Origin of the sequence: Mesorhizobium sp. M1066, from assembly GCF_040318635.1 — a bacterium.
In the GTDB taxonomy this organism is placed as follows: domain Bacteria; phylum Pseudomonadota; class Alphaproteobacteria; order Rhizobiales; family Rhizobiaceae; genus Mesorhizobium.
In genome coordinates this window covers 357,809-383,472 of sequence record NZ_JAMYMR010000003.1, presented here as the reverse complement: position 1 = coordinate 383,472, position 25,664 = coordinate 357,809, and the positions used below count along the sequence as shown (strand labels likewise).

Here is a 25,664-nt window from a genome sequence, read left to right as displayed (position 1 = left end):
AAAAACCGGTTTCCACTTTTTGGGATCATGCATTAGAAGCACCAGCCATGACTGAACGCATCGCCCTCTATGCCGGCTCCTTCGACCCGCTGACCAACGGCCACCTCGATGTGCTGAAGGCCTCGCTGGCCGTGGCCGATATCGTTTATGCGGCGATCGGCATCCATCCGGGCAAGCAACCGCTGTTTTCCTTCGAGGAGCGGGTGAAGCTGATTGAGACGGCGACGAAGGCGGAATTCGGCAGCGACGGCGCCCGTATCAAGGTCGTCGCTTTCGACGGGCTGGTCATCGACGCGGCCAAGAAGCAGGGCGCCTCGATCATGATCCGCGGCCTGCGCGACGGCACCGACCTCGACTATGAGATGCAGATGGCCGGCATGAACGAGACCATGGCGCCTCAACTGCAGACGGTTTTTCTGCCCGCCAGTCCTTCGGTACGCACCATTACCGCCACACTTGTTCGCCAGATTGCCTCGATGGGCGGCGACATTCGCCCCTTCGTGCCGGCGGCGGTTGCCGGTGCGCTCACAGCCAAGTTCAAGAAGTAAGTTTTCGGAGAAAACCATGCAGCTGAAAAAGCTAGCCTCGTTCCTTGTCGTGCTCGCCGGTCTTGTGGCTGCGTCGGTCTCGGCTTTCGCCGCCGACCCGGAAAACACAATGATCATCACGCTGAAGGACGGCGACGTCACCATTGCGCTGAGGCCCGATCTGGCGCCAAAGCATGTCGAGCAGATCAAGAAGCTGGTGCGCCAAGGCGCCTATGACAACGTCGCCTTCCACCGCGTCATCGACGGCTTCATGGCGCAGACCGGCGACGTCAAGTTCGGCAATATAAAAAAGGGTTTCAGCGCCGAGGCCGTTGGCACCGGCGGTTCCGACCTGCCCGACCTGCCCGCCGAATTCTCACAGACCGAACATTATAAGCGCGGCGTGGTCGGCATGGCCCGCTCGCAGGACCCCAATTCGGCCAATTCGCAGTTCTTCATCATGTTCGCTCCGGCACCGCCCCTCGATGGCCAGTACACGATCGTCGGCAATGTCGTCAGCGGCATGGAACTGGTGGATCACATCAAGAAGGGCGACCAGGCGGATAACGGCACGGTCTCCGATCCCGACCGGATGATCAAGGTGCGCATCGCCGCCGACAAGTAAAGTTGTCAACTAACTCTGTTTTTCTGAAAAAGGATATCTGACATGGCCGAAATCAAGGACCGCGAGAACGCGCTCATCATGGAAACGACCAAGGGCAATGTGGTCATCGAACTTTTCCCCGACCTGGCGCCTGGCCATGTCGCCCGCATCAAGGAACTGGCCAGGGAAGGCGCCTATGACGGCGTGGTCTTCCACCGCGTCATCGAGGGTTTCATGGCGCAGACCGGCGACGTCAAGTTCGGCAATTCGAGCAAGCCTTCTTTCGCGCCGTCCCGCGCGGGCATGGGCGGCTCTGAAAAGCCGGATTTGAAGGCTGAATTCTCCAACGCCAACCATGCTCGCGGCACCTGCTCGATGGCCCGTTCGCAGAACCCGAACTCGGCTAATTCGCAGTTCTTCATCTGCTTCGACGATGCCGCCTTCCTCAACCGCCAGTACACGGTCTGGGGCCAGGTCATCGAAGGCATGGACAATGTCGACAAGATCAAGCGCGGCGAGCCGGTGCAGGATCCCGACAAGATCGTGTCGCTGAAGGTCGCGGCCGACGTCAAGTAAGGGCAGACGACAATGATGGGCGTCGTCTGGTCGCTTCTCGGCATCCTGTCCGGCGCCTTCATTGCCATTCAGGCCCCGATCAATTCGCAGCTGGCGCGCGGCCTGGGTCTCCCGGTCGCGGCGGCTGCGTTTTCGTTCCTGTCGGGCGCGATCGTGCTCGGCATCATCTCCGTCACGGTGGTGAAGCTGCAAGGCATCTCGCTCGACTGGAAAGCGCCGGCACCCTGGCTGTTCGTGGCCGGCGGCATGCTGGGCGGTTTCTATGTCACGCTGTCGACGATTCTCACGCCACGCATCGGTGCGGCCGCGCTGATGGCGTTTCTGGTCGCCGGCCAGTTGCTGGCCGGCATGCTCATCGACCGCATCGGCTTCCTCGGCGTCGCGGTGCGTGAAATCTCGCTCGGCCGCATCGCCGGCGCGGTGCTGCTGCTGGTCGGAGCGCTGCTCGTCCGGCTCTACTGATGCGCGTCGATCTCTTCGACTTCGACCTGCCGGAGGAGCGCATCGCGCTTCGCCCGGCGGAGCCGCGCGACAGCGCCAAGATGCTGGTGGTCAAGTCAGGCGAAGGGCTCGACGACCGGACGGTTGGCAACCTCCCATCGTTGCTCAGGGCCGGCGACGTGCTGGTGTTCAACGACACCAAGGTCATTCCAGCGCAGCTCAAAGGCATCCGGCGGCGGGGTGAGGCGACGGCGCAGGTCGAAGCCACGCTGCATATGCGCATGGCGCCGGACCGCTGGCTGGCCTTCATGCGGCCGGGCAAGCGCATCGCAGCCGGCGATCGCATCCATTTCGGCCATGACGGCAATTCCTGTTTCCTCGGTCAGCTCGACGCCACGGTGATCGAGAAAGGCGAGGGCGGCGAAGCGCTGCTTGGCTTCGACCTGTCGGGGCCCTTCCTCGACGAGGCGCTGCACGCGGTCGGCCACATTCCGCTGCCGCCCTACATCGCCTCGAAACGCGACGACGACGAACGTGACCGGGCCGACTACCAGACCATCTATGCAAGCGAGGAAGGCGCCGTCGCGGCTCCGACAGCGGGCCTGCATTTCACGCCGGAGCTTTTTGCAGCGCTTGACGCCAAGGGCATCGAACGCCGCTTCGTCACCTTGCATGTCGGCGCCGGCACGTTCCTGCCGGTGAAGGCGGACGACACTGCCGACCACAAGATGCATGCCGAGACCGGTTCGGTCAGCGCAGAAACAGCCGACGCGCTGAATGCCGCAAGAGCAAGGGGCGGGCGCATCGTCGCTGTCGGCACGACCTCGCTGCGTCTGCTGGAGAGTGCGGCGCGTGAGGACGGTACTCTGGCTGCGTGGTCCGGTCCGACCGATATCTTCATCACGCCCGGTTACCGTTTTCGCACCGCCGACGTGCTGATGACCAATTTCCATTTGCCGCGCTCGACGCTGTTCATGCTGGTCTCGGCCTTCAGCGGCCTCGACACGATGCGTGCGGCCTATGCCCATGCGATCGAGAACCGTTACAGATTCTATTCCTATGGCGACGCAAGCCTGCTTTTCCGAGCGGAGACGAGCGATGGACGATGATCTGCAAGCCTTTGACCGCCCTGCGCTGATTGCGGAAGTGAAAAAGCTGCGCGATGGCATTCGCAAGCACCGCGATTCCACCGGCCATGAATTGTGCTGGCATCACCCTGATCTATGGGACCTTCTGCCAGAAAAAACCGAACCGGCAATCGCCGTGCCGCCCTGGCCAAAATTCATACGCGGCTGCGTCCACTACCGCCAGTCGCTCGACAAGCAGGCACCGGGCGCTCCGGTCCACGACAAGGAATTCAATGGCTAAGCCGTTCAGCTTCAAGATTCTGGCAACCGACGGCAAGGCGCGACGCGGCGTGATCGACATGCCGCGCGGCGAAATCCGCACGCCGGCCTTCATGCCGGTCGGCACCGGCGGCACCGTCAAGGCGATGTATATGGACCAGGTGCGCGGTGTCGGCGCCGACATCATCCTGGGCAACACCTATCATCTGATGCTGCGGCCCGGCGCCGAGCGCGTCGCGCGGCTCGGTGGCCTGCACGAGTTCGCCCGCTGGCCGCATCCAATTCTGACCGACAGCGGTGGTTTCCAGGTGATGTCGCTGTCGAAGCTGAGAAAGCTGACCGAAAAGGGCGTCACCTTCCGCTCGCATATCGATGGCGCTGCCTACGAGATGTCGCCGGAGCGGTCGATCGAGATCCAGGGACTGCTTGATTCCGACATCCAGATGCAGCTCGACGAATGCACGGCGCTGCCGGCCGGGATGAAGGAGATCGAGCGCGCCATGGAGCTGTCGCTGCGTTGGGCCGAACGCTGCAAGACGGCGTTCGGCGATCAGCCGGGCAAGGCGATGTTCGGCATCGTCCAAGGCGGCGACAATGCGGTGCTGCGGGTGCGTTCGGCGCAGGCGCTGAGCGCGATGGAGCTGAAGGGCTATGCGGTCGGCGGCCTGGCCGTCGGCGAACCGCAAGCGGTGATGCTCGAGATGCTCGACATCACCTGCCCGGAACTGCCAGCGGACAAGCCGCGCTACCTCATGGGTGTCGGCACGCCGGACGATATTTTGAAATCGGTGGCGCGCGGCATCGACATGTTCGACTGCGTTATGCCGACACGGGCCGGCCGGCACGGCCTTGCCTATACAAGGCGCGGCAAGGTCAATCTGCGCAACGCCCGCCATGCCGACGATCCGCGGCCATTAGACGAGGAAAGCGATTGCCCGGCGGCGCGGGACTATTCCCGCGCCTATCTCCACCATCTGGTGCGCTCGCAAGAAGCGCTCGGCGCCATGCTTTTGACTTGGAACAACCTGTCCTACTACCAGAACCTGATGCAAGACATCCGCGCTGCGATCGAGGCCGGCACCTTCGAGGCGCGCGGCGCGGAAATTACCGAGGGCTGGGCAAGGGGCGATATCCCGTTGTTGTGAGGCCTCAAGTGCTGAGCGAATTGGAGGCGCGCAGGCTGCAGCCGGTGATCTGGAACGTGCCGTCGGGCTGTTGCTGCAGCGTGTAGACCGCCTCGTAGTCCTTGCCGTCGGGGCCGACGATGAGCACCTGCTGGACGATCGAACCCGGAGCGGTCTCCTCGACCTTGCCGAAGGAATAGGTCCGCGGCTTGCGCACCGGCGGGTAGCCGTTGGTCACCATGTTCATGAAAGCGTCGACGGTCGGGAAGATCCGCTTCACATTCGGGGCGGCGAAGCTGTAGGCGGTGGCGCCGTCATTGGCGATGAGGGCCTTTAGCTGACCGTCGATGACGGACTGGCCTGCCTTGATCTCGGCATCGCCGGCCAATGCCGACGACGCGAAGAGGAATGGAACGACTGCGATTGCGAAAAAGGCGCGGCGCATGGCCTGTCTCCGTTGTCCCGCGAAATATCTTCCCTCGAAATGGCGCTGTCCGAAGGCGCATCATAACATACGCTTGGCAGCGCATCGCGGTTTCAGCGATTGCGAATAATCGCTGGCGATCGGCGGCAGGTTGCATGCTGGTGTAGAGCTGCGGAAGATCGCAGCCCAGGCCTGGGCCGGCTAAGTACGGATTCCAGCGCTTGAAAGCCCGCCTCCAGTCTGCCAGAAGGGCCGCTGGACTTGGACGTTTAGCGGGACGAAGCCATGAAGGCGTTTTTCGTGCAGATCAAATGTGAGTTGGGCAAATCCTATGAGGTTGCCAGCGCGCTTGCCGATGCCGAGATCGCCTCGGAAATCTACTCCACCGCCGGCAATTACGATCTGCTCGCCAAATTCTACGTCGACGATGAGGAAGACGTCGGCCATTTCGTCAATGAGAAGGTGCAGATTCTCCCCGGCATCAAGGACACGTTCACCGTCGTCACGTTCCGCGCTTTCTAGCTGGCAAACGCATTTGCCCGGGCACGAGGCAAAGCCTGACCAAGGTCATATTTCACCTGCCTCAATTTTGGGCAGGCGCAACATACTGATCGCCCGTATCTCCCAAATCACCGATTGCGCTTGATTTTCTCCGGCGACGCCAGTGAAATGGCGTCACAGGGGAGTATGCGATTGGCAGCGTTCGATGAAATGCTTCCGGAAGTCTCCGGATTGAGAAGACCGTATTCGGCTTATGATCGCTGGCTGAAGGAGCAGGACCCAGCCAGGTTGACCGAGAAGATGCAGGACGCCGAGCGCGTCTTCCGCAAGACCGGTATCACCTTCGCCGTTTATGGCGAGCAGGAAGCCTCCGAGCGGCTGATCCCGTTCGACATCGTTCCCCGCATCATTTCAGGCAATGAATGGCGGCGCCTCACGCAGGGCATAGAGCAGCGCGTGCAGGCGCTGAACGCCTTCCTCGACGACATCTATCATCGCCAGGAGATTCTGCGCGCAGGCCGCGTTCCCAGGGAGCTGATCGCCAGGAACGAGGCCTTCCTGCCGGAGATGATCGGGGTCAGGCCGCCGGCCGGCGTCTACACCCATATCATCGGCGTCGACATCGTCCGCATCTCGGAGGACGAATTCTACGTGCTGGAGGACAATGCGCGCACACCGTCGGGCGTCTCCTACATGCTGGAGAACCGCGAGACGATGATGCAGCTGTTCCCCGAGCTGTTCCAGAAGATCAAGGTGCGGCCGGTGGAAAACTACCCTCAGCTTCTGCGCCAGTCGCTGGCGGCAGTGCGGCCGCAAAGCACAAAGGGTGCGCCGACCATTGCGGTGCTGACGCCCGGCAGTTTCAACTCCGCCTATTTCGAACACGCCTTCCTCGCCGACCAGATGGGCGTACAACTGGTCGAAGGCCAGGATCTGCGGGTCGTCGACGGCCATGTCGCGATGCGCACGACCGAAGGCTACAAGCAGATCGATGTGCTTTACCGCCGCGTCGATGATTCCTTCCTCGACCCGCTGACCTTCCGGCCGGACTCCGCACTTGGCATACCCGGCATCATGGATGTCTATCGGGCCGGCAACATCACCATCGCCAACGCGCCGGGCACCGGCATCGCCGACGACAAGGCGATCTATTCCTACATGCCCGAGATCATCGAATTCTACACCGGCCGCAAGGCGATCCTCGGCAACATTCCGACCTGGCGCTGCTCGGAGCCAGACAGCCTGAAATACGTGCTCGAACACATCGACGAGCTGGTGATCAAGGAAGTGCATGGTTCCGGCGGGTACGGGATGCTGGTCGGGCCGGCAGCGACCAAAAAGGAATGCGAGACCTTTGCCAAGAAACTGTCGGCAAAACCCTCGAATTACATCGCCCAACCGACACTGGCTCTGTCGACATGCCCTATCCTGACGGAAAAGGGGCTCGCGCCACGCCACGTCGATCTCAGGCCTTATGTGCTGGTCTCCGATCGCATCCAGATCGTGCCCGGGGGCCTCACACGTGTCGCGCTGAAGGAAGGTTCGCTGGTTGTGAACTCGTCGCAGGGCGGCGGGACGAAAGATACTTGGGTGTTGGATGATTGAGACGAGCAGGGGGACGCAGCAATCATGAGACGCATTCTTCCCTATTCGCTACTCGCTATTCGCTATTCGCCCGACACCGGAGCAAGCTGATATGCTTTTAGGCCGCACCGCCAACGGGCTCTATTGGATGAATCGCTATATCGAGCGGGCGGAAAACATGGCGCGTTTGGTCGATGCCGGCCTGCGCATGGCACTGACCCGCACGCAGAGCGCTTCGGAAGAGTGGAATTCGGTGCTGCTCAGCGCTGGTTCCGACATCACCTTCAGCCAGAAATATTCTGATTATACCGCCGCCAATGTCGCCGACTTCCTGTTGCGCGACACGTCGAACCCGTCGAGCACGATGGCGTCGATCGAGACAGCCCGCAACAATGCCCGCATGGTGCGCACCGCGCTGACGCGCGAGACCTGGGAAAGCATCAACGAAGCCTGGATGTCGCTGAAGCGGATGCTGGCAAGGCCGATCGACGAGCGCGACCTGCCAAGCGTGCTCGACGCGATCAAACGCGAGACGGCGCTGATCCGCGGCTCGTTCTACGGCACCATGCTGCGCAACGAGATCTTCGACTTCTCGCAGCTCGGCACCTATGTCGAGCGCGCCGACAACACGGCGCGCATCCTCGACGTGAAATACTACGTGCTCCTGCCATCGATCTCCTGGGTCGGCTCGACGCTCGACAACTACCAGTGGGAATCGATCCTGCGTTCGGTCTCGGCGCATCGCTCCTATCGCTGGGTCTACGATGCCGATTACAAGCCGACCAACATTGCCGATTATCTGATCCTCAATGTCCGCATGCCGCGCTCGCTGATGTTCTGCTATCGCTTTCTGTCGGAGCATCTGAAATTCCTCGGCGACGATTACGGCGAACGCCATGCCTGCCACGCAACGGCCGAGAAGACGCAGACAATGCTGAGAGCCGGGTCGATCAAGGGCATATTCGACGCCGGCCTGCATGAGTTCCTGGCCAATTTCATTCGCGATAACACCAAGCTGGGCGAAGAGATCGCACAAGATTATCGGTTCAATTGAGCATGGTCCCGAAAGGTGGAGCCGGTTTTCTCAGACAAACGAAACCGTTTGTCTGGAGATCGTGCTCACAAACGGAATAGAAGCATGCGGCTGAAGATCACCCACCGGACCGAGTACCGCTACGATGCGCCGGTGCACTATCTGTTGCAGCGGCTGCGGTTGCTTCCGGTCAGCGGATCGACGCAGACTGTTCTGTCCTGGGCTCTGGCGATCGAAGGCGCGCGCGAAGAGGTCCGCTTCGTCGACCATTTCGGCAACGACACAAGGCTGTTGAGCGTCGAGGGCGAGCGCGACTTCATCACGGTGGAGGCGTCGGGCGAAGTGGTGACGCGCGACACCGCGGGTGTCTCAGGGCCACATCAGGGCTTTACGCCGCTCTGGCTGTACAGCCATGAAACACCATTGACGACGATCGGCAGCGGTATCCGCGATCTCGCCGCATCGGTCGGCAAGGGCACCGACATTGAAAGGCTGCACCGGCTGATGGCTGTCATCGGCGAGCGCGTTGTCTACACGCCCGGCACCACCAATGCGACGACGCCGGCGGAGGAAGCCTTGGCGCTGAAAACCGGTGTCTGCCAGGATCACACCCATATCTTTGCCGCCGCCGCCCGCGCCATGGGCTTTCCGGCTCGCTATGTCAGCGGCTATCTGATGCTGGATGCCACGGTCGAGCAGGCGGCCAGCCATGCCTGGGCCGAAGCGCATGTTTCGGGTCTCGGCTGGGTTGCCTTCGATGCCGCCAATGGCATTTCACCCGACGAGCGTTATGTAAAGGTGGCAACGGGCCGCGATTACCGCGACGCCACGCCGGTGTCGGGAATTCGGCTGGGACAGGCGGAAGAACGGCTTGCGGTCACCGTCACGGTGGAGCAGTAATCCTCCGCAAGATTGCTGCCGAGCGATTCATCGTTTCAAGGAAACGCCGAACCGCTCTATCCCCTTGTTTTAACGCAATTCCGGACGGAAAACCGCTTCACACTTTTCCTGGAATTGCTCTAGAAGAGATTCCATGACCTATTGCGTTGGCCTGAAGATCGATCGCGGGCTCGTGTTCATGTCGGACACGCGCACCAATGCAGGCATGGATTCCATCTCCACCTTTCGCAAGATGCATGTCTGGGAAGAGCCGGGCGAGCGCGTCATCGTTTTGATGTCGGCGGGCAATCTGGCGACGACGCAGGCCGTGGTCAGCCTGCTTGACGAGCGCACCAAGGCGATCTCCGAAAGGCATTCCACGGTGCTCGAAACGCCGTCGATGTACCAAACGGTCCGCATTGTTGGCGACACGGTCAAGGAGGTCATCGCCAATTCGTCACCCGCTGGGGAAAAGGCGGATTCCTATTTCAATGCGTCCTTCATCCTCGGCGGTCAGATCAAGGGCAGCGAGCCGCGCCTGTTCATGATCTATCCCGAAGGCAATTTCATCGAATCGACCGATGACACGCCGTTCTTCCAGATCGGCGAGACCAAATACGGCAAGCCGATCATCATCCGCGCCTACGAAAGGACGATGAGCCTGGCCGAGACGGTGAAGCTGCTTTTGGTGTCGTTCGATTCGACGTTGAAGTCGAACCTGTCCGTCGGCTTGCCGCTCGACCTGCTCTTCCTGGAGAAGGACGCCTTCAAGGTCGGATTGAAGAAGCGGATCGGCCAGGATGACCAGTATTACCGCACGATCTCCGACGGCTGGTCGAATGCGCTGAAGACCGCCTTTGCCAGCCTGCCGGATTTCCCTGGCTGAGGCGTGCGGCATCCATTGCCGGTTGCATCTATTTCACGCGTTAATTAATAAAGAGACCAGCCGCGATGGATGGTGGCGGTCGATCATGTCGGGAGGACAGGATGAACAACGATGATTTCCGGCAATGGTCGCGGCGCGCCGCCGACTGGGGCGCCGACTATCGCAACAATCTGCGCGACCGCCCCGTGCGGCCACTGGTAGAACCCGGCGCCATTTCTGGAAGCATTGAGGTTTCGCCGCCCGAAGACGCCGAACCGATGGACCGGATCTTCGCCGACTTCGAAGAGAAGATCCTGCCGGGAATGACGCATTGGCAGCATCCGCGCTTCTTCGCCTATTTCCCGGCCAATGCGGCGCCGGTCTCGGTGGTGGCGGAATATCTGGTTTCGGCGATGGCCGCGCAATGCATGCTGTGGCAGACGTCACCGGCAGCGACCGAACTCGAAACGCGCACCGTCGACTGGATGCGCCAGGCGCTCGGTCTGCCCGAAGGGTTTTCCGGGGTGATCCAGGATTCAGCCTCGTCGGCGACACTGGCCGCGGTGCTGACCATGCGCGAGCGGGCGCTCGATTGGCAAGGCAACAAACAGGGCCTGGCAGGGCAGGCGCGGCCGCGCATCTATTCCTCCGACCAGGTGCACACGTCGATCGACCGGGCGATCTGGGTGTCTGGCATCGGCGAGGACAATCTCGTGCGCATTCCCGTCGGCGGCCGCTTTCGCGCCATGGATACAGCAGCGCTCGAGGCGGCAATCGTCGCCGACCGGGAAGCGGGTATGCTGCCGGCGGGCATCATCGCTTGCGTCGGCAGCACCAGCACCGGCGGCACCGACGACATCGCCGCGGTGGCAGAGGTGGCGCGGCGGCATGGGCTCTATCTCCACGTCGATGCCGCATGGGCGGGGTCGGCGATGATCTGTCCGGAGTATCGGCATTTCTGGACAGGCGTCGAAGGCGCCGATTCGATCGTCTTCAACCCGCACAAATGGCTGGGCGCCCAGTTCGACTGCTCGATCCAGTTCCTGCGCGACCCCGAAAGCCATGTGAAGACGCTGGCCATCAAGCCGGATTATCTGAAGACGCACGGTCATGACGGCATCATCAACTATTCGGAATGGTCGGTGCCGCTCGGCAGGCGCTTCCGCGCCCTGAAATTGTGGTTCCTGCTGCGCGCCCATGGTCTGGAAAACCTGCGCATGATGATCCGCAATCATGTCGCGTGGAGCGAAGGGTTGGCGGCGCGGCTGGCAAGGGAGCCGGATTTCGAGATCGTCAGCGAACCGATGCTGTCGTTGTTCTCGTTCCGACACAAGACCGCAACCGATGCGGACGAGCACAATCTGCGCCTGGTCAATGCGATCAACGACGATGGCCGCATCTACCTGACGCAGACGAAGGTTGATGGACTGATGGCAATCCGTTTCCAGGTCGGCCAGTTCGAGGCGACCGCCGCCGATGTCGATATGGCTTTTGTGGTGATTACTGATATCGCACGTGGCTTGGATCGCTGATTTCGTTAGCCGGCTTATGCCTTTTCATCGGTTTCGTTTTCGACTATAGACAAGAAAAACGAAAACGGGAGGTTGCCCATGTATCTGTCGCCGCGCCATGCCGAGATTATCCAGATGGCCAAGGATCATGGCCGCGTGCTGGTCGATGATCTGGCCACCCACTTCAATGTGACGCCGCAGACCATACGCAAGGACCTCAACGATTTGTGCGACCAGCGGCTGCTTTCGCGCATCCATGGCGGCGCGTTGTTCCCGTCCGGCATCGAGAACATGGAGTATGAGGCCAGGCGCAAGATCGCTGCGGACGAGAAGGAGGCGATCGGCCGGGCGGCAGCCAGGCTGATCCCCGACAACGCCTCGCTTTTCATCAACATCGGCACCACGACGGAGTCGGTCAGCAAGGCGCTGCTCGATCACAACGGGCTCATGGTCATCACCAATAATATCAATGTTGCCAATAGGATGCGGATATATCCGTCAATCGAGGTGGTGATCGCCGGTGGCGTTGTGCGCGGTTCCGATGGCGGGGTGGTCGGCGAAGCGGCGGTCGACTTCATCAGGCAGTTCAAGGTCGATTACGCGGTGATCGGCGCATCGGCCATCGACCATGACGGCGCCTTGCTCGACTTCGATTTCCGCGAGGTCAAAGTGGCGCAGGCGATCATCGCCAATGCAAGGCATGTCATCCTGGTTTCCGACCAGACCAAATTCGAGCGAACCGCACCGGTGCGCATCGGCCACCTGTCGCAGGTCAACACCTTCATCACCGACCGTTGCGACATCCCGTCAGTGCGCAAGATCTGCCAGGAGGCCGAGGTTCAGCTGATCGAGACGTCGCCCGCCTAGGCGGTTTCGATCTTGGTATCACGGGCTTGTGATATTTCGTTTGACATTCGTTATCATTTCGAAATAATTCCGACACGGTTTCGTAAAAGGCCAAAAATGGTGCAATGCGAAATCGTTGGAGGAATTTGTGGGCGCATCTCCGATCCGTGACATTTTCGTCATAGGTGGCGGCATCAATGGCTGCGGTATCGCCCGTGATGCCGTTGGGCGTGGCTTTTCCGTCTTCCTCGCCGAGATGAACGACCTCGCCAGCGGAACCTCCTCAGGCTCGACCAAATTGATCCATGGCGGCCTGCGCTATCTCGAATTCTACGAATTCCGCCTGGTGCGCGAGGCGCTGATGGAACGCGAGGTTCTGTGGAAGAACGCGCCGCATATCATCTGGCCAATGCGCTTCGTGCTGCCCTATGCCAAGGGCCTGCGTCCGGCCTGGCTGATCAGGCTCGGTCTCTTTCTCTACGACCACATTGGCGGGCGCAAATTGCTGCCGGCGACCAGGACGCTGGACATGGCCAGGGATCCGGCCGGTAAGCCTTTGAAGCCGCTGTTCAAGAAGGCCTTCGAATATTCTGATGGCTGGGTCAATGACGCGCGGCTGGTGGCGCTGAACGCACGTGACGCCGCCGACCGCGGCGCAACGGTCCGCACCCGCACGAAAGTGACCGGCGCGCGCCGCGAAAACGGCCTGTGGGCAATCCAGATCGAGGATCTGCAGACCGGCGAGACCGAGGAGATCAAGGCGCGACTGCTGGTCAACGCCGCCGGCCCCTGGGTCGATCACGTGCTTTCCGGCGTCGTCGGTCTCAACGATGTGCACAATGTCCGCCTCGTGCAGGGCAGCCACATCGTCATCGCCAAGAAGTTCGACGATCCGCGCGCCTATTTCTTCCAGAACCGGGATGGCCGCATCATCTTCGCTATTCCCTATGAGGAAGAGTTCACCCTGATCGGCACCACCGATCAGGATTATCCCGGCGATCCGCATGACGTGAAGATCAGCGACACCGAGATCGATTACCTCTGTGCCGCGGCAAGCGAATATTTCGCGCAACCGGTCAAGCGCTCGGACATCGTCTGGACCTATTCGGCCGTTCGTCCGCTCTATGATGACGGCGCCTCCAAGGCGCAGGAAGCAACGCGCGACTATGTGCTCAAGGCCGATGGCGGCGAGGGCGCTGCCCCGATCGTCAATGCCTTTGGCGGCAAGATCACCACCTATCGCCGGCTGTCGGAATCGATGCTGGAAAAGATCGAAGGTTTTCTTGGCAAGCGCGGCAAGCCGTGGACGGCCAACGCGCCACTGCCGGGCGGAGATTTCCCGGCCACCGGTTTCGATGCGCAGGTGGCGAGACTGAAATCGGCCTATCCGTTCCTCGACGCGCGCCTGGCCCGCCGGCTGACCAGGCTCTACGGAACGCGTGCGCAGGTTCTTCTGGGCCTTGCCAAGTCGAATGCCGATCTCGGCCGCAATTTCGGTGCCGATCTCTACGAGGCCGAGATACGCTACCTCGTTGAAAACGAATGGGCCGTCACCGCCGAAGATGTATTGTGGCGCCGGACCAAGCGCGGTCTGCACCTCAGCCGCGAGCAGGTGGCGGCTCTCGATGAATTCATGCACGGCATAAGCCGGCGACATGTCGCTGCTGCCGAATGAAGAGGGGTTTGAGCTGATGCGGAAAGCCTGGGAGGAGGCGTCATGCTGGAACTGAGGAACGTCACCAAGAAGGTTGGCGCGATCGAGCATATAAGCGACGTGTCGCTGACGCTCCAGCATGGCTCGCTCAACGTCCTGCTCGGCCCCACGCTTTCCGGCAAGACCAGCCTGATGCGGCTGATGGCCGGCCTTGATGTGCCGACCTCCGGTTCGATCTGGTTCGACGGTCAGGACGTCACCGGCGTGCCGGTGCAGAAGCGTAAGATCGCCATGGTCTACCAGCAGTTCATCAACTACCCGGCGATGACCGTCTATGAGAACATCGCCTCGCCACTGCGGGTGGCCGGCGTCGAGCAGGCCAGGATCGACAGCCAGGTGCGTGAAGCCGCCGCACTTTTGAAACTGACACCTTACCTCGACCGCACGCCGCTCAGCCTGTCGGGTGGACAGCAGCAACGCACGGCACTGGCGCGCGCCATCGTCAAGAATGCCAGCCTGGTGCTGCTCGACGAGCCGCTTGCCAATCTCGACTACAAATTGCGTGAAGAACTGCGCGCCGAACTGCCGAGGATATTCGCCGCCGCCGGCACCATCTTCGTCTATGCCACGACCGAGCCGCACGAAGCGCTGCTGCTCGGTGGCAATACGGCGACACTTTCCGAAGGATGCATCACCCAGTTCGGCCCGACAATCGACGTGTTCCGCAAGCCGGTCGATCTGGTGACTGCCAGGACTTTCGCCGACCCGCCGCTCAACACCATCGTGCTGGCCAAGAAGGGTCCGGACTTTTTGCTCGAAGGCGGCGTCAAGCTGCCGGTGCCTGCCGAACTCGTCGGCATTGCCGACGCGAACTATACGGTTGGCTTCCAACCGCACCACCTGTCGCTCGAGCGGCCCAATGCGGCGGCGGTGCCGGTGCGTGCCAAGGTGACGATCACCGAGATCACCGGATCGGAGAGCTTCATCCATCTCGATTTCGCCGATGCGCGCTGGGTCATGCTGACCCATGGTATCAGGCATTTCGAGCCAGACGAGGTGGTCGAGGTGTTCATCGATCCGCGCCACATCATGGTTTTCGACGAGCACGGCAGCGCCGTGACTGCGCCGAAGCTGGCGGCTTGAGGGCAAAGAGATGGCACGCATCGACGTCAACCATGTCCGACATTCCTACCTGCCGAACCCGCAGAAGGACGCCGATTTCGCGCTCAAGGAAGTGCATCACACCTTCGAGGACGGCGGCGCCTATGCGCTGCTTGGGCCCTCGGGCTGCGGCAAGACCACGCTGCTCAACATCATTTCGGGCCTGCTTCATCCCTCGCACGGCCAGCTGCTGTTCAACGGCAGGGACGTGACCAATCTGTCGACGCAGGAGCGCAACATCGCGCAGGTGTTCCAGTTCCCGGTCATTTACGACACCATGACCGTCTACGACAATCTGGCCTTCCCGCTGCGCAACCGCGGCGTGCCGGAAGCCGATGTCGACCGCAAGGTTCGCGAGACGTTGGAGATGATCGATCTGGCGTCCTGGGCGAAGAAGAAGGCGAGGGGCCTGACCGCCGACCAGAAGCAGAAGATCTCGCTCGGCCGCGGGCTGGTGCGCTCCGACGTCAACGCCATCCTGTTCGACGAGCCGCTGACCGTCATCGATCCACACATGAAGTGGGTGCTGCGCTCGCAGCTGAAGCAGTTGCACCGCCGCTTTGGCTACACCATGGTCTATGTGACCCACGACCAGACCGAGGCGCTGACCTTCGCCGAGCAGGTCGTGGTTATGTATGATGGCGGCATCGTGCAGATCGGCACACCAGCCGAACTGTTCGAACGGCCACGCCATACCTTTGTCGGTTATTTTATCGGCTCGCCGGGCATGAACGTCATGCCGGTGGCGATCGACGGCAAGACTGCGATGCTTGGGGCCCAGCGGATCGAACTGCCAGGCGCACCCAAGGCAGCCAGCGGCGCCATCGAGCTTGGCATTCGTCCCGAATATGTCCGGCTCGGCCGGGACGGCATGGCCGTGCAGGTCAGCAAGATAGAGGATCTCGGCCGCCACAAGGTGGTGCGCGCCAAGCTCGAAGGCCGCGACATCGCTGCCGTGATCGGTGAGGACGAAACCGTACCCGCTGAACCAAAGATGCGGTTCGACCCGGCCGGCATCAACATCTATGCCGATTCCTGGCTGGTTGAGATGGCGCGCGTCGAGATGGGGGCATAGATGGAAAAGACCTGGAACAACAAGGCCTGGTTCCTGGTGCTGCCGGTGCTGGTGCTGGTGGCGTTCTCGGCGGTGATCCCGCTGATGACCGTCGTCAACTATTCGGTGCAGGACACGTTCGGAAACAACGTCTTCTTCTGGGCCGGCACCGAGTGGTTCGAGGAACTGCTCTCTTCCAGCCGCTTCTGGGAGGCGATGGTCCGCAACCTGATCTTCTCCTTTATCATCCTCGCCATCGAAGTGCCGCTCGGCATCTTCATAGCCCTCAACATGCCCAAGAAGGGCTGGGGCGTACCGGTCTGCCTGGTGCTGATGGCACTGCCGCTGTTGATCCCGTGGAACGTCGTCGGCACTATCTGGCAGGTTTTCGGGCGCAACGACATCGGATTGCTCGGCTATTACGTCAATGCGCTCGGCATCGACTACAACTACGTGCAGGATTCGTTCGACGCCTGGGTCACCGTCATCATCATGGACGTCTGGCACTGGACCAGCCTCGTCGTGCTGCTCTGCTATGCGGGCCTGGTCTCCATTCCGGATGCCTTCTATCAGGCGGCCAAGATCGACGGTGCCTCGCGCTGGGCGGTGTTCCGCTACATCCAACTGCCGAAGATGAACCGGGTGCTGCTGATCGCCGTGCTGCTACGCTTCATGGACAGCTTCATGATCTACACCGAGCCTTTCGTGGTGACGGGCGGCGGACCGGGCAACTCGACGACATTCCTTTCGATCGACCTGGTCAAGACGGCCCTCGGCCAGTTTGACCTCGGCCCGGCCGCGGCCATGTCGCTGGTCTACTTCCTCATCGTTCTTCTGCTGTCATGGGTGTTTTACACCGTGATGACCAACTACGACGCGGAGCGCTGAGATGAGCGGCGCCAACGAAAGAACGACGAGGCAGGAAAGAGTGAGCGAAACGACGGCTTCGGAAGGACTTGCCAGCGCAATGTCGCAGGACCAGATCGCGCGGCTGATGCGCCGTCGCGGCGAGGAATCGCGCTGGTGGTGGATCGTGCCGACGGTCTACATCATCGTGCTGTTGCTGCCGATCTACTGGCTCATCAACATGAGCTTCAAGACCAATGCCGAGATCGTCTCCTCGCTGACGCTCTATCCGCATCAGCCTACGATCGCCAACTACGTCACCATCTTCACCGATGCATCCTGGTACTCGGGCTACATCAACTCGATCACCTATGTGGTGATGAACATGGTGATCTCGGTGGCAGCGGCGCTGCCGGCGGCCTACGCCTTCTCGCGTTATCGCTTCCTCGGCGACAAGCACCTGTTTTTCTGGCTGCTGACCAACCGCATGGCGCCACCGGCGGTGTTCGCGCTGCCCTTCTTCCAGCTCTATTCGGCCTTCGGCCTGATCGACACCCACATCGCCGTCGCGCTGGCGCATTGCCTGTTCAACGTGCCATTGGCGGTGTGGATCCTCGAAGGTTTCATGTCAGGCGTGCCGAAGGAAATCGACGAGACCGCCTATATTGACGGCTATTCGTTCCCGCGCTTCTTCGTCAGGATCTTCATGCCGCTGATCGCGAGCGGCATCGGCGTCGCCTGCTTCTTCTGCTTCATGTTCTCGTGGGTGGAACTGCTTATCGCCCGCACGCTGACCACGACCGACGCCAAGCCGATCGCCGCCACCATGACCCGCACGGTCTCGGCCGCCGGCATGGACTGGGGCCTGCTCGCCGCTGCCGGCGTGCTGACACTGATCCCCGGCGCGCTCGTCATCTGGTTCGTGCGCAACTACATCGCCAAGGGCTTCGCCCTGGGGAGGGTTTGATGAAACGAAAGCAAAAGTTCGTGCGCACCATCGCCAAGGGCTTCACCCCGGGGAGGGTTTGGTTATGAATTTCGACCTCACCTGGATGGCATGGACCTGGCCGACCGCGGCCTTCTTCGGGACCATCCTTCTGCTGCTGTGCGGCATGGCGGCATGGGAATATGCCTCGCCGGGCGGCAATCCGCGCATCGGCGTGCTGCGCTTCGAGACAACGCGTGGCGACCGTCTCTTCCTGTCGCTGCTTGGCAGCGCCTTTATCCATCTCGCTTGGCTGGGTCTTGTCGGACCCAACCTGTGGTGGGCTCTCGCTCTCTCCGTGGTCTACGCCGTCGGCGTGTTCCGCTACGTATAGAGGGGGAAACTGTTGGAGCGACCGCGTGCCGGCGGCCGCTCCAGATCGCACTTGAAACCTTAAAACAGTGGAGGAAACACAATGCGACGGCAATTTTTAACATCAACGACTGCGCTTGTCCTATTGCTTGGGGTTGGCAACGCCTATGCTGGTATGGACGAGGCGAAAGCCTTCCTGGACAAGGAAATCGGTCCGCTTTCGACGCTCGACCGCGCCGGCCAGGAAGCCGAAATGCAGTGGTTCATCGATGCCGCGAAGCCTTTCGCCGGCATGGACATCAAGGTCGTTTCGGAAACCATCGCCACGCACCAGTATGAATCGCAAGTGCTGGCGCCGGCCTTTACCGCCATCACCGGCATCAAGATCACGCATGACGTCATCCAGGAAGGCGACGTCGTCGAGAAGATCCAGACCCAGATGCAGACCGGCCAGAACCTTTATGACGGCTGGGTCAACGATTCCGACCTGATCGGCACCCACTGGCGCTACCAGCAAGTGCGCAATTTGACCGACTGGATGGCGGGCGACGGCAAGGATGTCACCAATCCGAACCTCGACCTGAAGGACTTCATCGGCACCTCGTTCACGACCGCGCCCGACAAGAAGCTCTACCAGCTTCCCGACCAGCAGTTCGCGAACCTCTACTGGTTCCGGTACGACTGGTTCAACGACGAGAAGAACAAGGCCGACTTCAAGGCCAAGTACGGCTACGACCTCGGCGTTCCCGTCAACTGGTCTGCCTATGAGGACATCGCCGAGTTCTTCACCGGCCGCGAGATCGACGGCAAGAAGGTCTATGGCCACATGGACTACGGCAAGAAGGACCCGTCGCTCGGCTGGCGGTTCACTGACGCCTGGTTGTCGATGGCCGGCAACGGCGACAAAGGCCTCCCGAACGGTCTGCCTGTCGACGAATGGGGCATCAAGGTCGACGAGAACTCGCGACCGGTCGGCTCCTGCACGGCGCGCGGCGGCGACACCAACGGCCCGGCGGCCGTCTATTCGATCCAGAAGTACCTCGACTGGCTGAAGGCCTACGCTCCGGCCGAAGCCCAGGGCATGACCTTCTCCGAATCCGGCCCGGTGCCGGCTCAGGGTGCGGTCGCGCAGCAGATATTCTGGTACACCGCCTTCACGGCTTCGATGGTAGATGCCGGCGCCAAGGCAGTGCTGAACGACGACGGTACGCCCAAGTGGCGCATGGCGCCGTCGCCGCATGGCGTCTACTGGAAGGACGGCATGAAGCTCGGCTATCAGGACGTGGGTTCCTGGACGCTGATGAAGTCGACCCCGACCGACCGCGCCAAGGCCGCCTGGCTTTACGCGCAGTTCGTCACCTCGAAGACCGTCGACGTGAAGAAGAGCCATGTCGGCTTGACCTTCATCCGCGAGAGCACGATCCACGACAAGAGCTTCACCGAGCGCGCTCCGAAGCTCGGCGGCCTGATCGAGTTCTACCGCTCGCCGGCGCGCGTCCAGTGGTCGCCGACCGGCACCAACGTGCCTGACTATCCGAAGCTGGCACAGCTCTGGTGGCAGGCGATCGGCGATGCTTCGTCGGGCGCCAAGACGGCGCAGGAAGCGATGGACTCGCTCTGCGGTGAGCAGGAAAAGGTGATGAGCCGCATCGAGAAGTCGGGCGTCCAGGGCGATATCGGCCCGAAGATGGCCGAAGAGCATGACCTCGCCTACTGGAACGCCGACGCGGTCAAGAAAGGCAATCTCGCTCCTCAGCTGAAGATCGAGAACGAGAAGGAAAAGCCGATCACCATCAACTACGACGAACTGGTGAAAAGCTGGCAGAAGTAGCATTGTCTATGCGGGCGTTCGCGCCCGTGTGAAATTGGGGGAGGCGGCTCGTTGCCGTCTCCCCTCTTTGTATCGAGACGGAGGGCGCTGGAATGAGCGGTTTTGTGCTGGCAATCGACCAGGGAACGACTTCGACACGGGCGATCCTGTTCGACGGCCAGATGAAGGTCGTCGGCAGCGGGCAGAAGGAATTCACCCAACATTATCCGGCTTCCGGCTGGGTCGAGCACGATCCCGAGGATATCTGGGCGAGTGTCGTGTCTACCGTGAAGGCGGCCCTGAAGAAAGCCGGCCGGAATGCTTCCGAGGTGGCCGCGCTCGGCATCACCAACCAGCGCGAGACCGTCGTCATCTGGGACAGGGCGACCGGCAAGCCGATCCACAACGCCATCGTCTGGCAGGACCGGCGCACCGCGCCACTGTGCCAGAAACTGAAAAAGCAGGGCCTGGAGAAGAAGTTCACCCGCAAGACCGGCCTGCTGCTCGATCCCTATTTTTCCGGCACCAAGATCGCCTGGATGCTCGACAAGGTGAAGGGCGCCAGAAAGCGCGCCGAGAAAGGCGAATTGCTGGCTGGCACCATCGACAGCTTCCTGATCTGGCGGCTGACCGGCGGCAAGGTCCATGCCACGGACGCCACAAATGCTTCGCGCACGCTGGTCTACAACATCGCTGAGAATGCCTGGGACGACGAGCTGCTGGCCATTCTCAACATCCCGGCAAAAATGCTTCCCCAGGTAAAAGACTGCGCCGATGATTATGGAATCACGGAGAAAAATCTCTTTGGCGCCGAGCTAAAAATCCTCGGCGTGGCCGGCGACCAGCATGCCGCGACGATCGGCCAAGCCTGTTTCGAGCCAGGCATGATGAAATCCACCTATGGCACCGGCTGTTTTGCGCTGCTCAACACAGGCAGCGACCTGGTGCGCTCGAAAAACCGGCTGCTGACCACCATCGCCTACAGGCTGAACGGCAAGACGACCTATGCGCTGGAAGGTTCTATCTTCATTGCAGGGGCCGCGGTGCAGTGGCTGCGCGACGGCATCAAGGTGATCGGCAAGGCCGAGCAGAGCGGCAAATTGGCGGCCGAGGCTGATCCCACGCAAAATGTCTATCTGGTGCCCGCCTTCGTCGGGCTGGGCGCGCCGCATTGGGATGCCGAAGCACGCGGCGCCATCTTTGGGCTGACCCGCAATTCCGGCCCGGCGGAGTTTGCCCGCGCGGCCCTGGAAGCCGTGGCCTACCAGACATGCGACCTGCTCGACGCCATGCGCAAGGACTGGAAGGGGGCTTCGGCCAGGACAGTGCTCAGGGTCGATGGCGGCATGGTGGCGTCGGACTGGACCATGCAGCGGTTGGCCGACATCCTCGATGCACCGGTCGACCGCCCGACCATTCTGGAGACGACCGCGCTGGGCGCCGCATGGCTGGCTGGCTCGAAGGCAGGTGTGTGGCCGGATGCCAAGAAGTTCGCGAAAAGCTGGGCACTCGAGCGACGATTCCAGCCGGACATGGATGGCTCCGTGCGCATAGCCAAGCTTGCTGGCTGGCGCGATGCTGTGCGAAGGACGCTGAGCGTGCAATAAGCAGCTATCAGGTGATGAGTGATGGGGCGAGGGGATGAAGCCAGACTGGTATCCTGCGTGGCGCGACGAGGCTATCGAACAGCTGAATGCCAAGAATGACCGGTTGCAAAAGGAATTCCGCCTCGGCAGTTGGTCGCGCTATGACTATGACATAGCGACCAGAAGGCTTTTGTTTGCCAAAGACGGGGATGTCAAAGTGACCGCAGAGGTCCAGATTGCCGGTTCCACGAGCGCTAAGTCACAGAGTTGGCTCTGGGCTTGGGCAAATTCAAATTGGCCCGACAATGTCATGATCGATGCAAAGCGGGTTCGATCCTTCGGCGAGACGAACAGCATCGACGAACTGACCCAGACTTACGTTAGGGATGTGGATGATGACCTGGAAGTGCTTGGGTGGGAGCTGAGCGCAGTAGCGGTTCGAATTTGCGACGCCCTTGGAGCATATCGATCACCGAGCGCGGAAGGCGATGCGCGTTATTACATCATCAAGAGCATCAGTTGGGCGGGCTGACCGAAAAGAAAGACCCGCGCCACTTCTGGCACGGGTCTTCGATGCAGCACTATCACTACTTCCACTCACTCAATCAATAGGGCGAACGGCACTCCTTGCGAGGGCCGTAATTCGGCTGGAACGTGTTGTCCGAAGCGCGGTAGCTGCGATAGTGGTCGTAGCACCACTGCACATGCGAATTGCCCTCATAGACGCGATTGCGTTCGTTGTTGATGATTGCGCCGGTAATCAGCGCGCCAGTAGCGAAGGCGGCAAGCGGGAACCAATAATCGCCGTGACGACGGTAGCCGGGGCGATATTCGCGATAGCCGCGATGGCCGTTCCAATATGCGCCGCGATTGCGGGAAAAATTGCGGTCACGCGAAAAACTGCGGTCACGCGAAAAATTGCGATTGTGGCGGTCCTTACGCCACTCCCGGTACTGGACTGTCTGCACATCCGGCACCGCGACCTGGGATTGCGGCACATAGTTCGGTTGGGCATTAACGGACACCGCCTCCGCCGCAACGAATGTGACGGAGAGAGTGGCCGCCAGCAGGCTCGTTGTGATTCTGTTCATTGGTCTTCTCCTCGATAGTTTGGCGGACGTCCCTGTGCCGGGAAAACGAGCGGCGCATACAATTGTTCCCCAGACTGGATGCCGCTGTCGGGCAGAAATGCCAGTGTTCCCTTGGCTGTTCTCCCACCGATGGCGCGGCTGGCAAGTGTCGCGACAGGGCGAAGCCGCCCGTGTTTGCGAGCCCTCTTTTTCCGGTTGACCGGTCGAGGCACTCTCCCTATGTTCCGCGCAATTTCGAGGGCCGCCTTTCGCCCGCGGGAGCGCGTAGCTCAGCCGGTAGAGCAACTGACTTTTAATCAGTAGGTCATGGGTTCGAATCCCATCGCGCTCACCAAATCCACGCAATGAACTGTCACCCATCTCTCGGGAAGGGCACACCACAACCGGTGGGGAAGCCGTCAGCGCTTCCAGAAATCGCGGTGTGGTGCGAGCAACTCGTCCGCGATTTCGGGGAAGGGGCCAAAGACCTCGATCTTTTTCTGGCCGGACTCGAGGACGGTGCGCGAAGAGAGGCTCATCGTCGGATTCTCTGCGTGATCCCCGGTGAGCGCCAGCAGCTCGGTCTCCTCGAAGCCGTAGACCAGCCGGCCGATATTCGCCCAGTAGAGCGTTCCGGTGCACATCGCGCAGGGCTCACCGGTTGAGACCAGCGTGCATTGCCATAAGAACTCCGGCTCGTAGGCTGCCGCGGCGCGCCGGGCGAGCTCCGTCTCGGCGTGGCGCACCGTGTCGAGATTGCCTTGCCGCATCAGCACCCGATCGTCCGGCCCGACCAGCACGCAACCAAACGGATGATGCCCATGATCCGCCGCCTCGCGCGCGACCGCGTCGGCGGATCGAAGGTGGGCGAGCATCTGATCGCGGGTCATGGCAAGATCCTGTCATGCCGACATCCACCGATGAGCGGCTGAGCGAGATTGGTGCCAACGGACGCGAGTGGCAAGAGCCAACTTTTGCTTGAGACCTTTGCCTCAGGATATCAGACCTTTGCCCTACAATCCGCCGGCCGGTCTTGGCGTCGAACAGATGAGCACAGGCGCGGCAAAGCGGAAAGCCGGCTGAAAAGGCCATCCTCGCCGAGCTTTTCGAAGGAGTTCGGCGGCGCGAAAATGCGAACAGCGTCAGACCGAAGGCTCCCCGAACACGAGCGAAACATTGGCGCCGGCGTGGCGTTCGAGCCGGCCGGCGAGGTCGAGTTCCAGCAGCACCATGAAGACCTGGGCCGGGTGCAGGCCGGTGTGGCGGATGATCTCGTCGACCGGCACGGGCGTCGGGCCGAGCGCCTCGATGACGCGGGCGCGGTCGCTTTCGCCGGGCGGTGGTGTGGCCGAGAAGTCGGGCGGCTCTTCGAACGGCGGCACGTCGGGCGCCCGCATGCCGGTCAGCGGGGCGATCGCCCTGGAAATATCCGATGCCTCGGTGACCAGGGTGGCACCATCCTTGAGCAGGCCGTTGGTACCGGCGGCGCGTGGATCGAGCGGTGAGCCCGGCACGGCAAAGACCAGCCGGCCCATTTCGCCGGCAAGCCTGGCGCTGATCAGGGAGCCCGAGCGTTGCGCTGCCTCGACCACCACCAGCCCAAGAACCGCACCCGCAACAAGGCGGTTGCGGCGCGGAAAATCCTGGGCGCGCGGCTGCCAGCCGAACGGCATCTCCGAAATGATGGCGCCGCGCTCGGCAATCTCGTCGCACAGCCCGGCATTTTCAGGCGGGTAGGGCAGGTCCAGGCCGCCGGCCAGGACGCCGATCGTGCCGGTCGCAAGACTGCCCTGATGCGCCGCCGTGTCGATGCCGCGCGCCAGGCCGGAGACGATTGCGTAGCCGTCGCGGCCGAGGTCGGCTGCCAGCATGCGTGCCATCTTGATGCCGGCCAGCGACGCGTTGCGTGCCCCGACGATGGCGACACTCGGCAGCCGGAAAACAGCTGCGTTGCCCTTTACCGCCAGCAGGGGCGGCGGATGGTCCATGTTGCGCAACAGGGGTGGGTAGTCTGTCTCACCGATCCCGACAAAGCGGGCGCCGGCCTTTCCGGCTAGTTCCAGTTCCGCCTCGGCTTCGGCAACGGAAGGGATGCGAGCGATCCGGATGGCGCCGCCCGAAATCATCAGTTCCGGCAATATCTCCAGCGCCACCTCGGCCGAACCGAAACGGTTGATGAGGTCGCGAAAGGATGCGGGGCCGACATTCTGGGTGCGGATCAGCCGCAGCCAGCTCAGCCGCTGCCGGTCGCTGAGCCGCGGCCCGGCGGTCGGCTCACTCACCACGGTGGCGTGATCGCTCAACCCTTGGCTCCGATCTTTCCTTCGGTGCCGGCAAGCAGGCGCGAAATGTTTTCCCGGTGCTTGATGAAAACGATGACGCTCATCAGCACGAACAAGGCCGCATTCTGTGGGGTGCTCAGCACATAGAGGGCGATCGGCACGATGACCGCCGCTGTCAGCGCCGCAAGCGAGGAATACCGGAAGAGGAATGCCATCACCAGCCAGGCGACGGCGAAGATCAGCGCCACCTGCCAGGCAAGGCCGATCAGCACACCGAGATAGGTGGCGACGCCCTTGCCGCCCTTGAAACCGAGCCAGACCGGGAAGAGATGACCGAGAAAGGCGCCGAGACCGGCCCAGATCGCCAGGTCAGGCGCGAAATGGCCTGCTATCAGCACGGCGGCCGTGCCCTTCAGCGCGTCGAGTAGCAGCGTCGCGGCGGCAAGGCCCTTGTTGCCGGTGCGCAGAACGTTGGTGGCGCCGATATTGCCGGAGCCGATCTTGCGCACATCGCCAAAGCCAGCCGCGCGGGTGAGCAGGAGCCCGAACGGAATCGAGCCAAGCAAATAGCCGAACACGAGCGCTGGGATGAGGCTGTAAATCATTGTTTCCCCCGCATTTCCCTAGTTCGGCCGGATCAGGC

At 61.6% G+C, this 25,664-nt stretch carries 28 protein-coding genes and 1 tRNA gene; 24 read left to right on the top strand and 5 right to left on the bottom strand.

Annotated features, from left to right (window positions below; genetic code table 11):
* The first annotated feature begins 47 nt into the window (after positions 1 to 47).
* The 7 genes from coaD to tgt are packed head-to-tail and all read left to right on the top strand — an operon-like array spanning position 48 to position 4,639.
* On the top strand, positions 48 to 548 hold the full coding sequence (gene coaD, locus NKH52_RS07635; protein WP_127295887.1) for a pantetheine-phosphate adenylyltransferase: 501 nt from the start codon (positions 48 to 50) through the stop codon (positions 546 to 548).
* Between the two features lie 16 nt (positions 549 to 564).
* On the top strand, positions 565 to 1,152 hold the full coding sequence (locus NKH52_RS07630) for a peptidylprolyl isomerase (RefSeq protein ID WP_352735416.1): 588 nt from the start codon (positions 565 to 567) through the stop codon (positions 1,150 to 1,152).
* Between the two features lie 42 nt (positions 1,153 to 1,194).
* The gene (locus NKH52_RS07625) at positions 1,195 to 1,707 is read left to right on the top strand and encodes a peptidylprolyl isomerase (RefSeq protein ID WP_352442597.1); all 513 of its coding nucleotides are present in this window, start codon (positions 1,195 to 1,197) and stop codon (positions 1,705 to 1,707) included.
* Between the two features lie 12 nt (positions 1,708 to 1,719).
* Positions 1,720 to 2,169, top strand: a complete 450-nt coding sequence (locus NKH52_RS07620) for a DMT family transporter (RefSeq protein WP_352442598.1) — start codon at positions 1,720 to 1,722, stop codon at positions 2,167 to 2,169.
* A complete protein-coding gene (gene queA, locus NKH52_RS07615) occupies positions 2,169 to 3,257 on the top strand; it encodes a tRNA preQ1(34) S-adenosylmethionine ribosyltransferase-isomerase QueA (RefSeq protein ID WP_352735417.1) in 1,089 nt (362 codons plus the stop codon). Before NKH52_RS07620 ends, queA begins: the two co-directional genes overlap by 1 nt.
* A complete protein-coding gene (locus tag NKH52_RS07610) occupies positions 3,247 to 3,516 on the top strand; it encodes a hypothetical protein (protein ID WP_352735418.1) in 270 nt (89 codons plus the stop codon). Before queA ends, NKH52_RS07610 begins: the two co-directional genes overlap by 11 nt.
* Complete coding sequence (gene tgt, locus NKH52_RS07605; RefSeq protein ID WP_352735419.1) at positions 3,509 to 4,639, top strand: tRNA guanosine(34) transglycosylase Tgt; 1,131 nt, start codon at positions 3,509 to 3,511, stop codon at positions 4,637 to 4,639. The genes NKH52_RS07610 and tgt overlap by 8 nt, the downstream gene beginning before the upstream one ends.
* A gap of 4 nt (positions 4,640 to 4,643) precedes the next feature.
* Here tgt and NKH52_RS07600 read toward each other — a convergent pair whose 3' ends face one another.
* Positions 4,644 to 5,063, bottom strand: coding sequence for a DUF4864 domain-containing protein (locus NKH52_RS07600; protein WP_352553052.1), 420 nt, complete (start codon positions 5,061 to 5,063; stop codon positions 4,644 to 4,646).
* Positions 5,064 to 5,327: 264 nt separating this feature from the next.
* On the opposite strand from NKH52_RS07600, the gene NKH52_RS07595 reads away from it, so the two are divergent.
* From NKH52_RS07595 to NKH52_RS07520, 16 genes are all read left to right on the top strand, one after another.
* Complete coding sequence (locus NKH52_RS07595; protein WP_010909609.1) at positions 5,328 to 5,564, top strand: Lrp/AsnC family transcriptional regulator; 237 nt, start codon at positions 5,328 to 5,330, stop codon at positions 5,562 to 5,564.
* Positions 5,565 to 5,735: 171 nt separating this feature from the next.
* Positions 5,736 to 7,148: a circularly permuted type 2 ATP-grasp protein gene (locus NKH52_RS07590; protein ID WP_352735420.1), complete on the top strand. Its 1,413-nt coding sequence runs from the start codon at positions 5,736 to 5,738 to the stop codon at positions 7,146 to 7,148.
* Between the two features lie 91 nt (positions 7,149 to 7,239).
* Positions 7,240 to 8,181 (top strand): alpha-E domain-containing protein, encoded by a 942-nt coding sequence (locus tag NKH52_RS07585; RefSeq protein WP_352735421.1) that lies wholly within the window; start codon positions 7,240 to 7,242, stop codon positions 8,179 to 8,181.
* An 84-nt stretch (positions 8,182 to 8,265) separates the two neighbouring features.
* Positions 8,266 to 9,060, top strand: coding sequence for a transglutaminase family protein (locus NKH52_RS07580; protein ID WP_352735422.1), 795 nt, complete (start codon positions 8,266 to 8,268; stop codon positions 9,058 to 9,060).
* Between the two features lie 133 nt (positions 9,061 to 9,193).
* Positions 9,194 to 9,925: a proteasome-type protease gene (locus NKH52_RS07575; RefSeq protein ID WP_023812981.1), complete on the top strand. Its 732-nt coding sequence runs from the start codon at positions 9,194 to 9,196 to the stop codon at positions 9,923 to 9,925.
* A gap of 101 nt (positions 9,926 to 10,026) precedes the next feature.
* Complete coding sequence (locus NKH52_RS07570; RefSeq protein ID WP_352735423.1) at positions 10,027 to 11,436, top strand: pyridoxal phosphate-dependent decarboxylase family protein; 1,410 nt, start codon at positions 10,027 to 10,029, stop codon at positions 11,434 to 11,436.
* A 78-nt stretch (positions 11,437 to 11,514) separates the two neighbouring features.
* A complete protein-coding gene (locus NKH52_RS07565) occupies positions 11,515 to 12,282 on the top strand; it encodes a DeoR/GlpR family DNA-binding transcription regulator (protein WP_352735424.1) in 768 nt (255 codons plus the stop codon).
* Positions 12,283 to 12,409: 127 nt separating this feature from the next.
* On the top strand, positions 12,410 to 13,936 hold the full coding sequence (gene glpD, locus NKH52_RS07560; RefSeq protein ID WP_352735425.1) for a glycerol-3-phosphate dehydrogenase: 1,527 nt from the start codon (positions 12,410 to 12,412) through the stop codon (positions 13,934 to 13,936).
* Between the two features lie 42 nt (positions 13,937 to 13,978).
* On the top strand, positions 13,979 to 15,058 hold the full coding sequence (locus NKH52_RS07555) for an ABC transporter ATP-binding protein (RefSeq protein ID WP_352735426.1): 1,080 nt from the start codon (positions 13,979 to 13,981) through the stop codon (positions 15,056 to 15,058).
* Positions 15,059 to 15,068: 10 nt separating this feature from the next.
* Positions 15,069 to 16,151: an ABC transporter ATP-binding protein gene (locus NKH52_RS07550; RefSeq protein WP_352735427.1), complete on the top strand. Its 1,083-nt coding sequence runs from the start codon at positions 15,069 to 15,071 to the stop codon at positions 16,149 to 16,151.
* The gene (locus tag NKH52_RS07545) at positions 16,152 to 17,018 is read left to right on the top strand and encodes a carbohydrate ABC transporter permease (protein ID WP_023759298.1); all 867 of its coding nucleotides are present in this window, start codon (positions 16,152 to 16,154) and stop codon (positions 17,016 to 17,018) included. It abuts the gene before it with no gap.
* 1 nt (position 17,019) lies between these two features.
* Entirely contained in the window at positions 17,020 to 17,943 is a 924-nt protein-coding gene (locus NKH52_RS07540) for a carbohydrate ABC transporter permease (protein WP_352627832.1), read from the top strand.
* Between the two features lie 64 nt (positions 17,944 to 18,007).
* On the top strand, positions 18,008 to 18,295 hold the full coding sequence (locus NKH52_RS07535) for a DUF2160 domain-containing protein (RefSeq protein WP_352735428.1): 288 nt from the start codon (positions 18,008 to 18,010) through the stop codon (positions 18,293 to 18,295).
* Positions 18,296 to 18,376: 81 nt separating this feature from the next.
* Entirely contained in the window at positions 18,377 to 20,104 is a 1,728-nt protein-coding gene (locus NKH52_RS07530) for an ABC transporter substrate-binding protein (protein ID WP_352627831.1), read from the top strand.
* Between the two features lie 92 nt (positions 20,105 to 20,196).
* Positions 20,197 to 21,690 carry a glycerol kinase GlpK gene (gene glpK, locus NKH52_RS07525; RefSeq protein WP_352735429.1) on the top strand — a complete coding sequence of 498 codons (1,494 nt, stop codon included), beginning with the start codon at positions 20,197 to 20,199 and terminating at the stop codon, positions 21,688 to 21,690.
* Between the two features lie 34 nt (positions 21,691 to 21,724).
* Positions 21,725 to 22,201 carry a DUF6882 domain-containing protein gene (locus NKH52_RS07520; RefSeq protein WP_352735430.1) on the top strand — a complete coding sequence of 159 codons (477 nt, stop codon included), beginning with the start codon at positions 21,725 to 21,727 and terminating at the stop codon, positions 22,199 to 22,201.
* Positions 22,202 to 22,274: 73 nt separating this feature from the next.
* Here the strand turns inward: NKH52_RS07520 and NKH52_RS07515 are convergent, their stop codons facing one another.
* The gene (locus tag NKH52_RS07515; RefSeq protein ID WP_352735431.1) at positions 22,275 to 22,760 is read right to left on the bottom strand and encodes a BA14K family protein; all 486 of its coding nucleotides are present in this window, start codon (positions 22,758 to 22,760) and stop codon (positions 22,275 to 22,277) included.
* A gap of 258 nt (positions 22,761 to 23,018) precedes the next feature.
* On the opposite strand from NKH52_RS07515, the gene NKH52_RS07510 reads away from it, so the two are divergent.
* A tRNA-Lys gene (locus tag NKH52_RS07510) sits at positions 23,019 to 23,094 on the top strand.
* 64 nt (positions 23,095 to 23,158) lie between these two features.
* On the opposite strand, the gene NKH52_RS07505 is transcribed toward NKH52_RS07510, so the two are convergent.
* The 3 genes from NKH52_RS07505 to plsY all read right to left on the bottom strand — a co-directional run bounded on the left by NKH52_RS07505 (position 23,159) and on the right by plsY (position 25,626).
* A complete protein-coding gene (locus NKH52_RS07505) occupies positions 23,159 to 23,629 on the bottom strand; it encodes a nucleoside deaminase (protein ID WP_352735432.1) in 471 nt (156 codons plus the stop codon).
* A gap of 252 nt (positions 23,630 to 23,881) precedes the next feature.
* Complete coding sequence (gene dprA, locus NKH52_RS07500) at positions 23,882 to 25,021, bottom strand: DNA-processing protein DprA (RefSeq protein ID WP_352735455.1); 1,140 nt, start codon at positions 25,019 to 25,021, stop codon at positions 23,882 to 23,884.
* Positions 25,022 to 25,038: 17 nt separating this feature from the next.
* Positions 25,039 to 25,626 carry a glycerol-3-phosphate 1-O-acyltransferase PlsY gene (gene plsY, locus NKH52_RS07495; protein ID WP_352735433.1) on the bottom strand — a complete coding sequence of 196 codons (588 nt, stop codon included), beginning with the start codon at positions 25,624 to 25,626 and terminating at the stop codon, positions 25,039 to 25,041.
* Positions 25,627 to 25,664 lie beyond the last annotated feature (38 nt).

Coding starts and splice junctions, on each gene's coding strand:
- NKH52_RS07515 (WP_352735431.1), bottom strand. CDS start 22,760: ATGAACAGAATCACAACGAGCCTGCTGGCGGCCACTCTCTCCGTCACA.
- NKH52_RS07580 (WP_352735422.1), top strand. CDS start 8,266: ATGCGGCTGAAGATCACCCACCGGACCGAGTACCGCTACGATGCGCCG.
- NKH52_RS07535 (WP_352735428.1), top strand. CDS start 18,008: ATGAATTTCGACCTCACCTGGATGGCATGGACCTGGCCGACCGCGGCC.
- NKH52_RS07585 (WP_352735421.1), top strand. CDS start 7,240: ATGCTTTTAGGCCGCACCGCCAACGGGCTCTATTGGATGAATCGCTAT.
- NKH52_RS07630 (WP_352735416.1), top strand. CDS start 565: ATGCAGCTGAAAAAGCTAGCCTCGTTCCTTGTCGTGCTCGCCGGTCTT.
- NKH52_RS07530 (WP_352627831.1), top strand. CDS start 18,377: ATGCGACGGCAATTTTTAACATCAACGACTGCGCTTGTCCTATTGCTT.
- NKH52_RS07620 (WP_352442598.1), top strand. CDS start 1,720: ATGATGGGCGTCGTCTGGTCGCTTCTCGGCATCCTGTCCGGCGCCTTC.
- NKH52_RS07600 (WP_352553052.1), bottom strand. CDS start 5,063: ATGCGCCGCGCCTTTTTCGCAATCGCAGTCGTTCCATTCCTCTTCGCG.
- queA (WP_352735417.1), top strand. CDS start 2,169: ATGCGCGTCGATCTCTTCGACTTCGACCTGCCGGAGGAGCGCATCGCG.
- NKH52_RS07545 (WP_023759298.1), top strand. CDS start 16,152: ATGGAAAAGACCTGGAACAACAAGGCCTGGTTCCTGGTGCTGCCGGTG.
- NKH52_RS07610 (WP_352735418.1), top strand. CDS start 3,247: ATGGACGATGATCTGCAAGCCTTTGACCGCCCTGCGCTGATTGCGGAA.
- NKH52_RS07520 (WP_352735430.1), top strand. CDS start 21,725: ATGAAGCCAGACTGGTATCCTGCGTGGCGCGACGAGGCTATCGAACAG.
- NKH52_RS07540 (WP_352627832.1), top strand. CDS start 17,020: ATGAGCGGCGCCAACGAAAGAACGACGAGGCAGGAAAGAGTGAGCGAA.
- NKH52_RS07555 (WP_352735426.1), top strand. CDS start 13,979: ATGCTGGAACTGAGGAACGTCACCAAGAAGGTTGGCGCGATCGAGCAT.
- NKH52_RS07550 (WP_352735427.1), top strand. CDS start 15,069: ATGGCACGCATCGACGTCAACCATGTCCGACATTCCTACCTGCCGAAC.
- NKH52_RS07595 (WP_010909609.1), top strand. CDS start 5,328: ATGAAGGCGTTTTTCGTGCAGATCAAATGTGAGTTGGGCAAATCCTAT.
- NKH52_RS07625 (WP_352442597.1), top strand. CDS start 1,195: ATGGCCGAAATCAAGGACCGCGAGAACGCGCTCATCATGGAAACGACC.
- plsY (WP_352735433.1), bottom strand. CDS start 25,626: ATGATTTACAGCCTCATCCCAGCGCTCGTGTTCGGCTATTTGCTTGGC.
- NKH52_RS07565 (WP_352735424.1), top strand. CDS start 11,515: ATGTATCTGTCGCCGCGCCATGCCGAGATTATCCAGATGGCCAAGGAT.
- glpK (WP_352735429.1), top strand. CDS start 20,197: ATGAGCGGTTTTGTGCTGGCAATCGACCAGGGAACGACTTCGACACGG.
- NKH52_RS07570 (WP_352735423.1), top strand. CDS start 10,027: ATGAACAACGATGATTTCCGGCAATGGTCGCGGCGCGCCGCCGACTGG.
- NKH52_RS07505 (WP_352735432.1), bottom strand. CDS start 23,629: ATGACCCGCGATCAGATGCTCGCCCACCTTCGATCCGCCGACGCGGTC.
- tgt (WP_352735419.1), top strand. CDS start 3,509: ATGGCTAAGCCGTTCAGCTTCAAGATTCTGGCAACCGACGGCAAGGCG.
- coaD (WP_127295887.1), top strand. CDS start 48: ATGACTGAACGCATCGCCCTCTATGCCGGCTCCTTCGACCCGCTGACC.
- NKH52_RS07575 (WP_023812981.1), top strand. CDS start 9,194: ATGACCTATTGCGTTGGCCTGAAGATCGATCGCGGGCTCGTGTTCATG.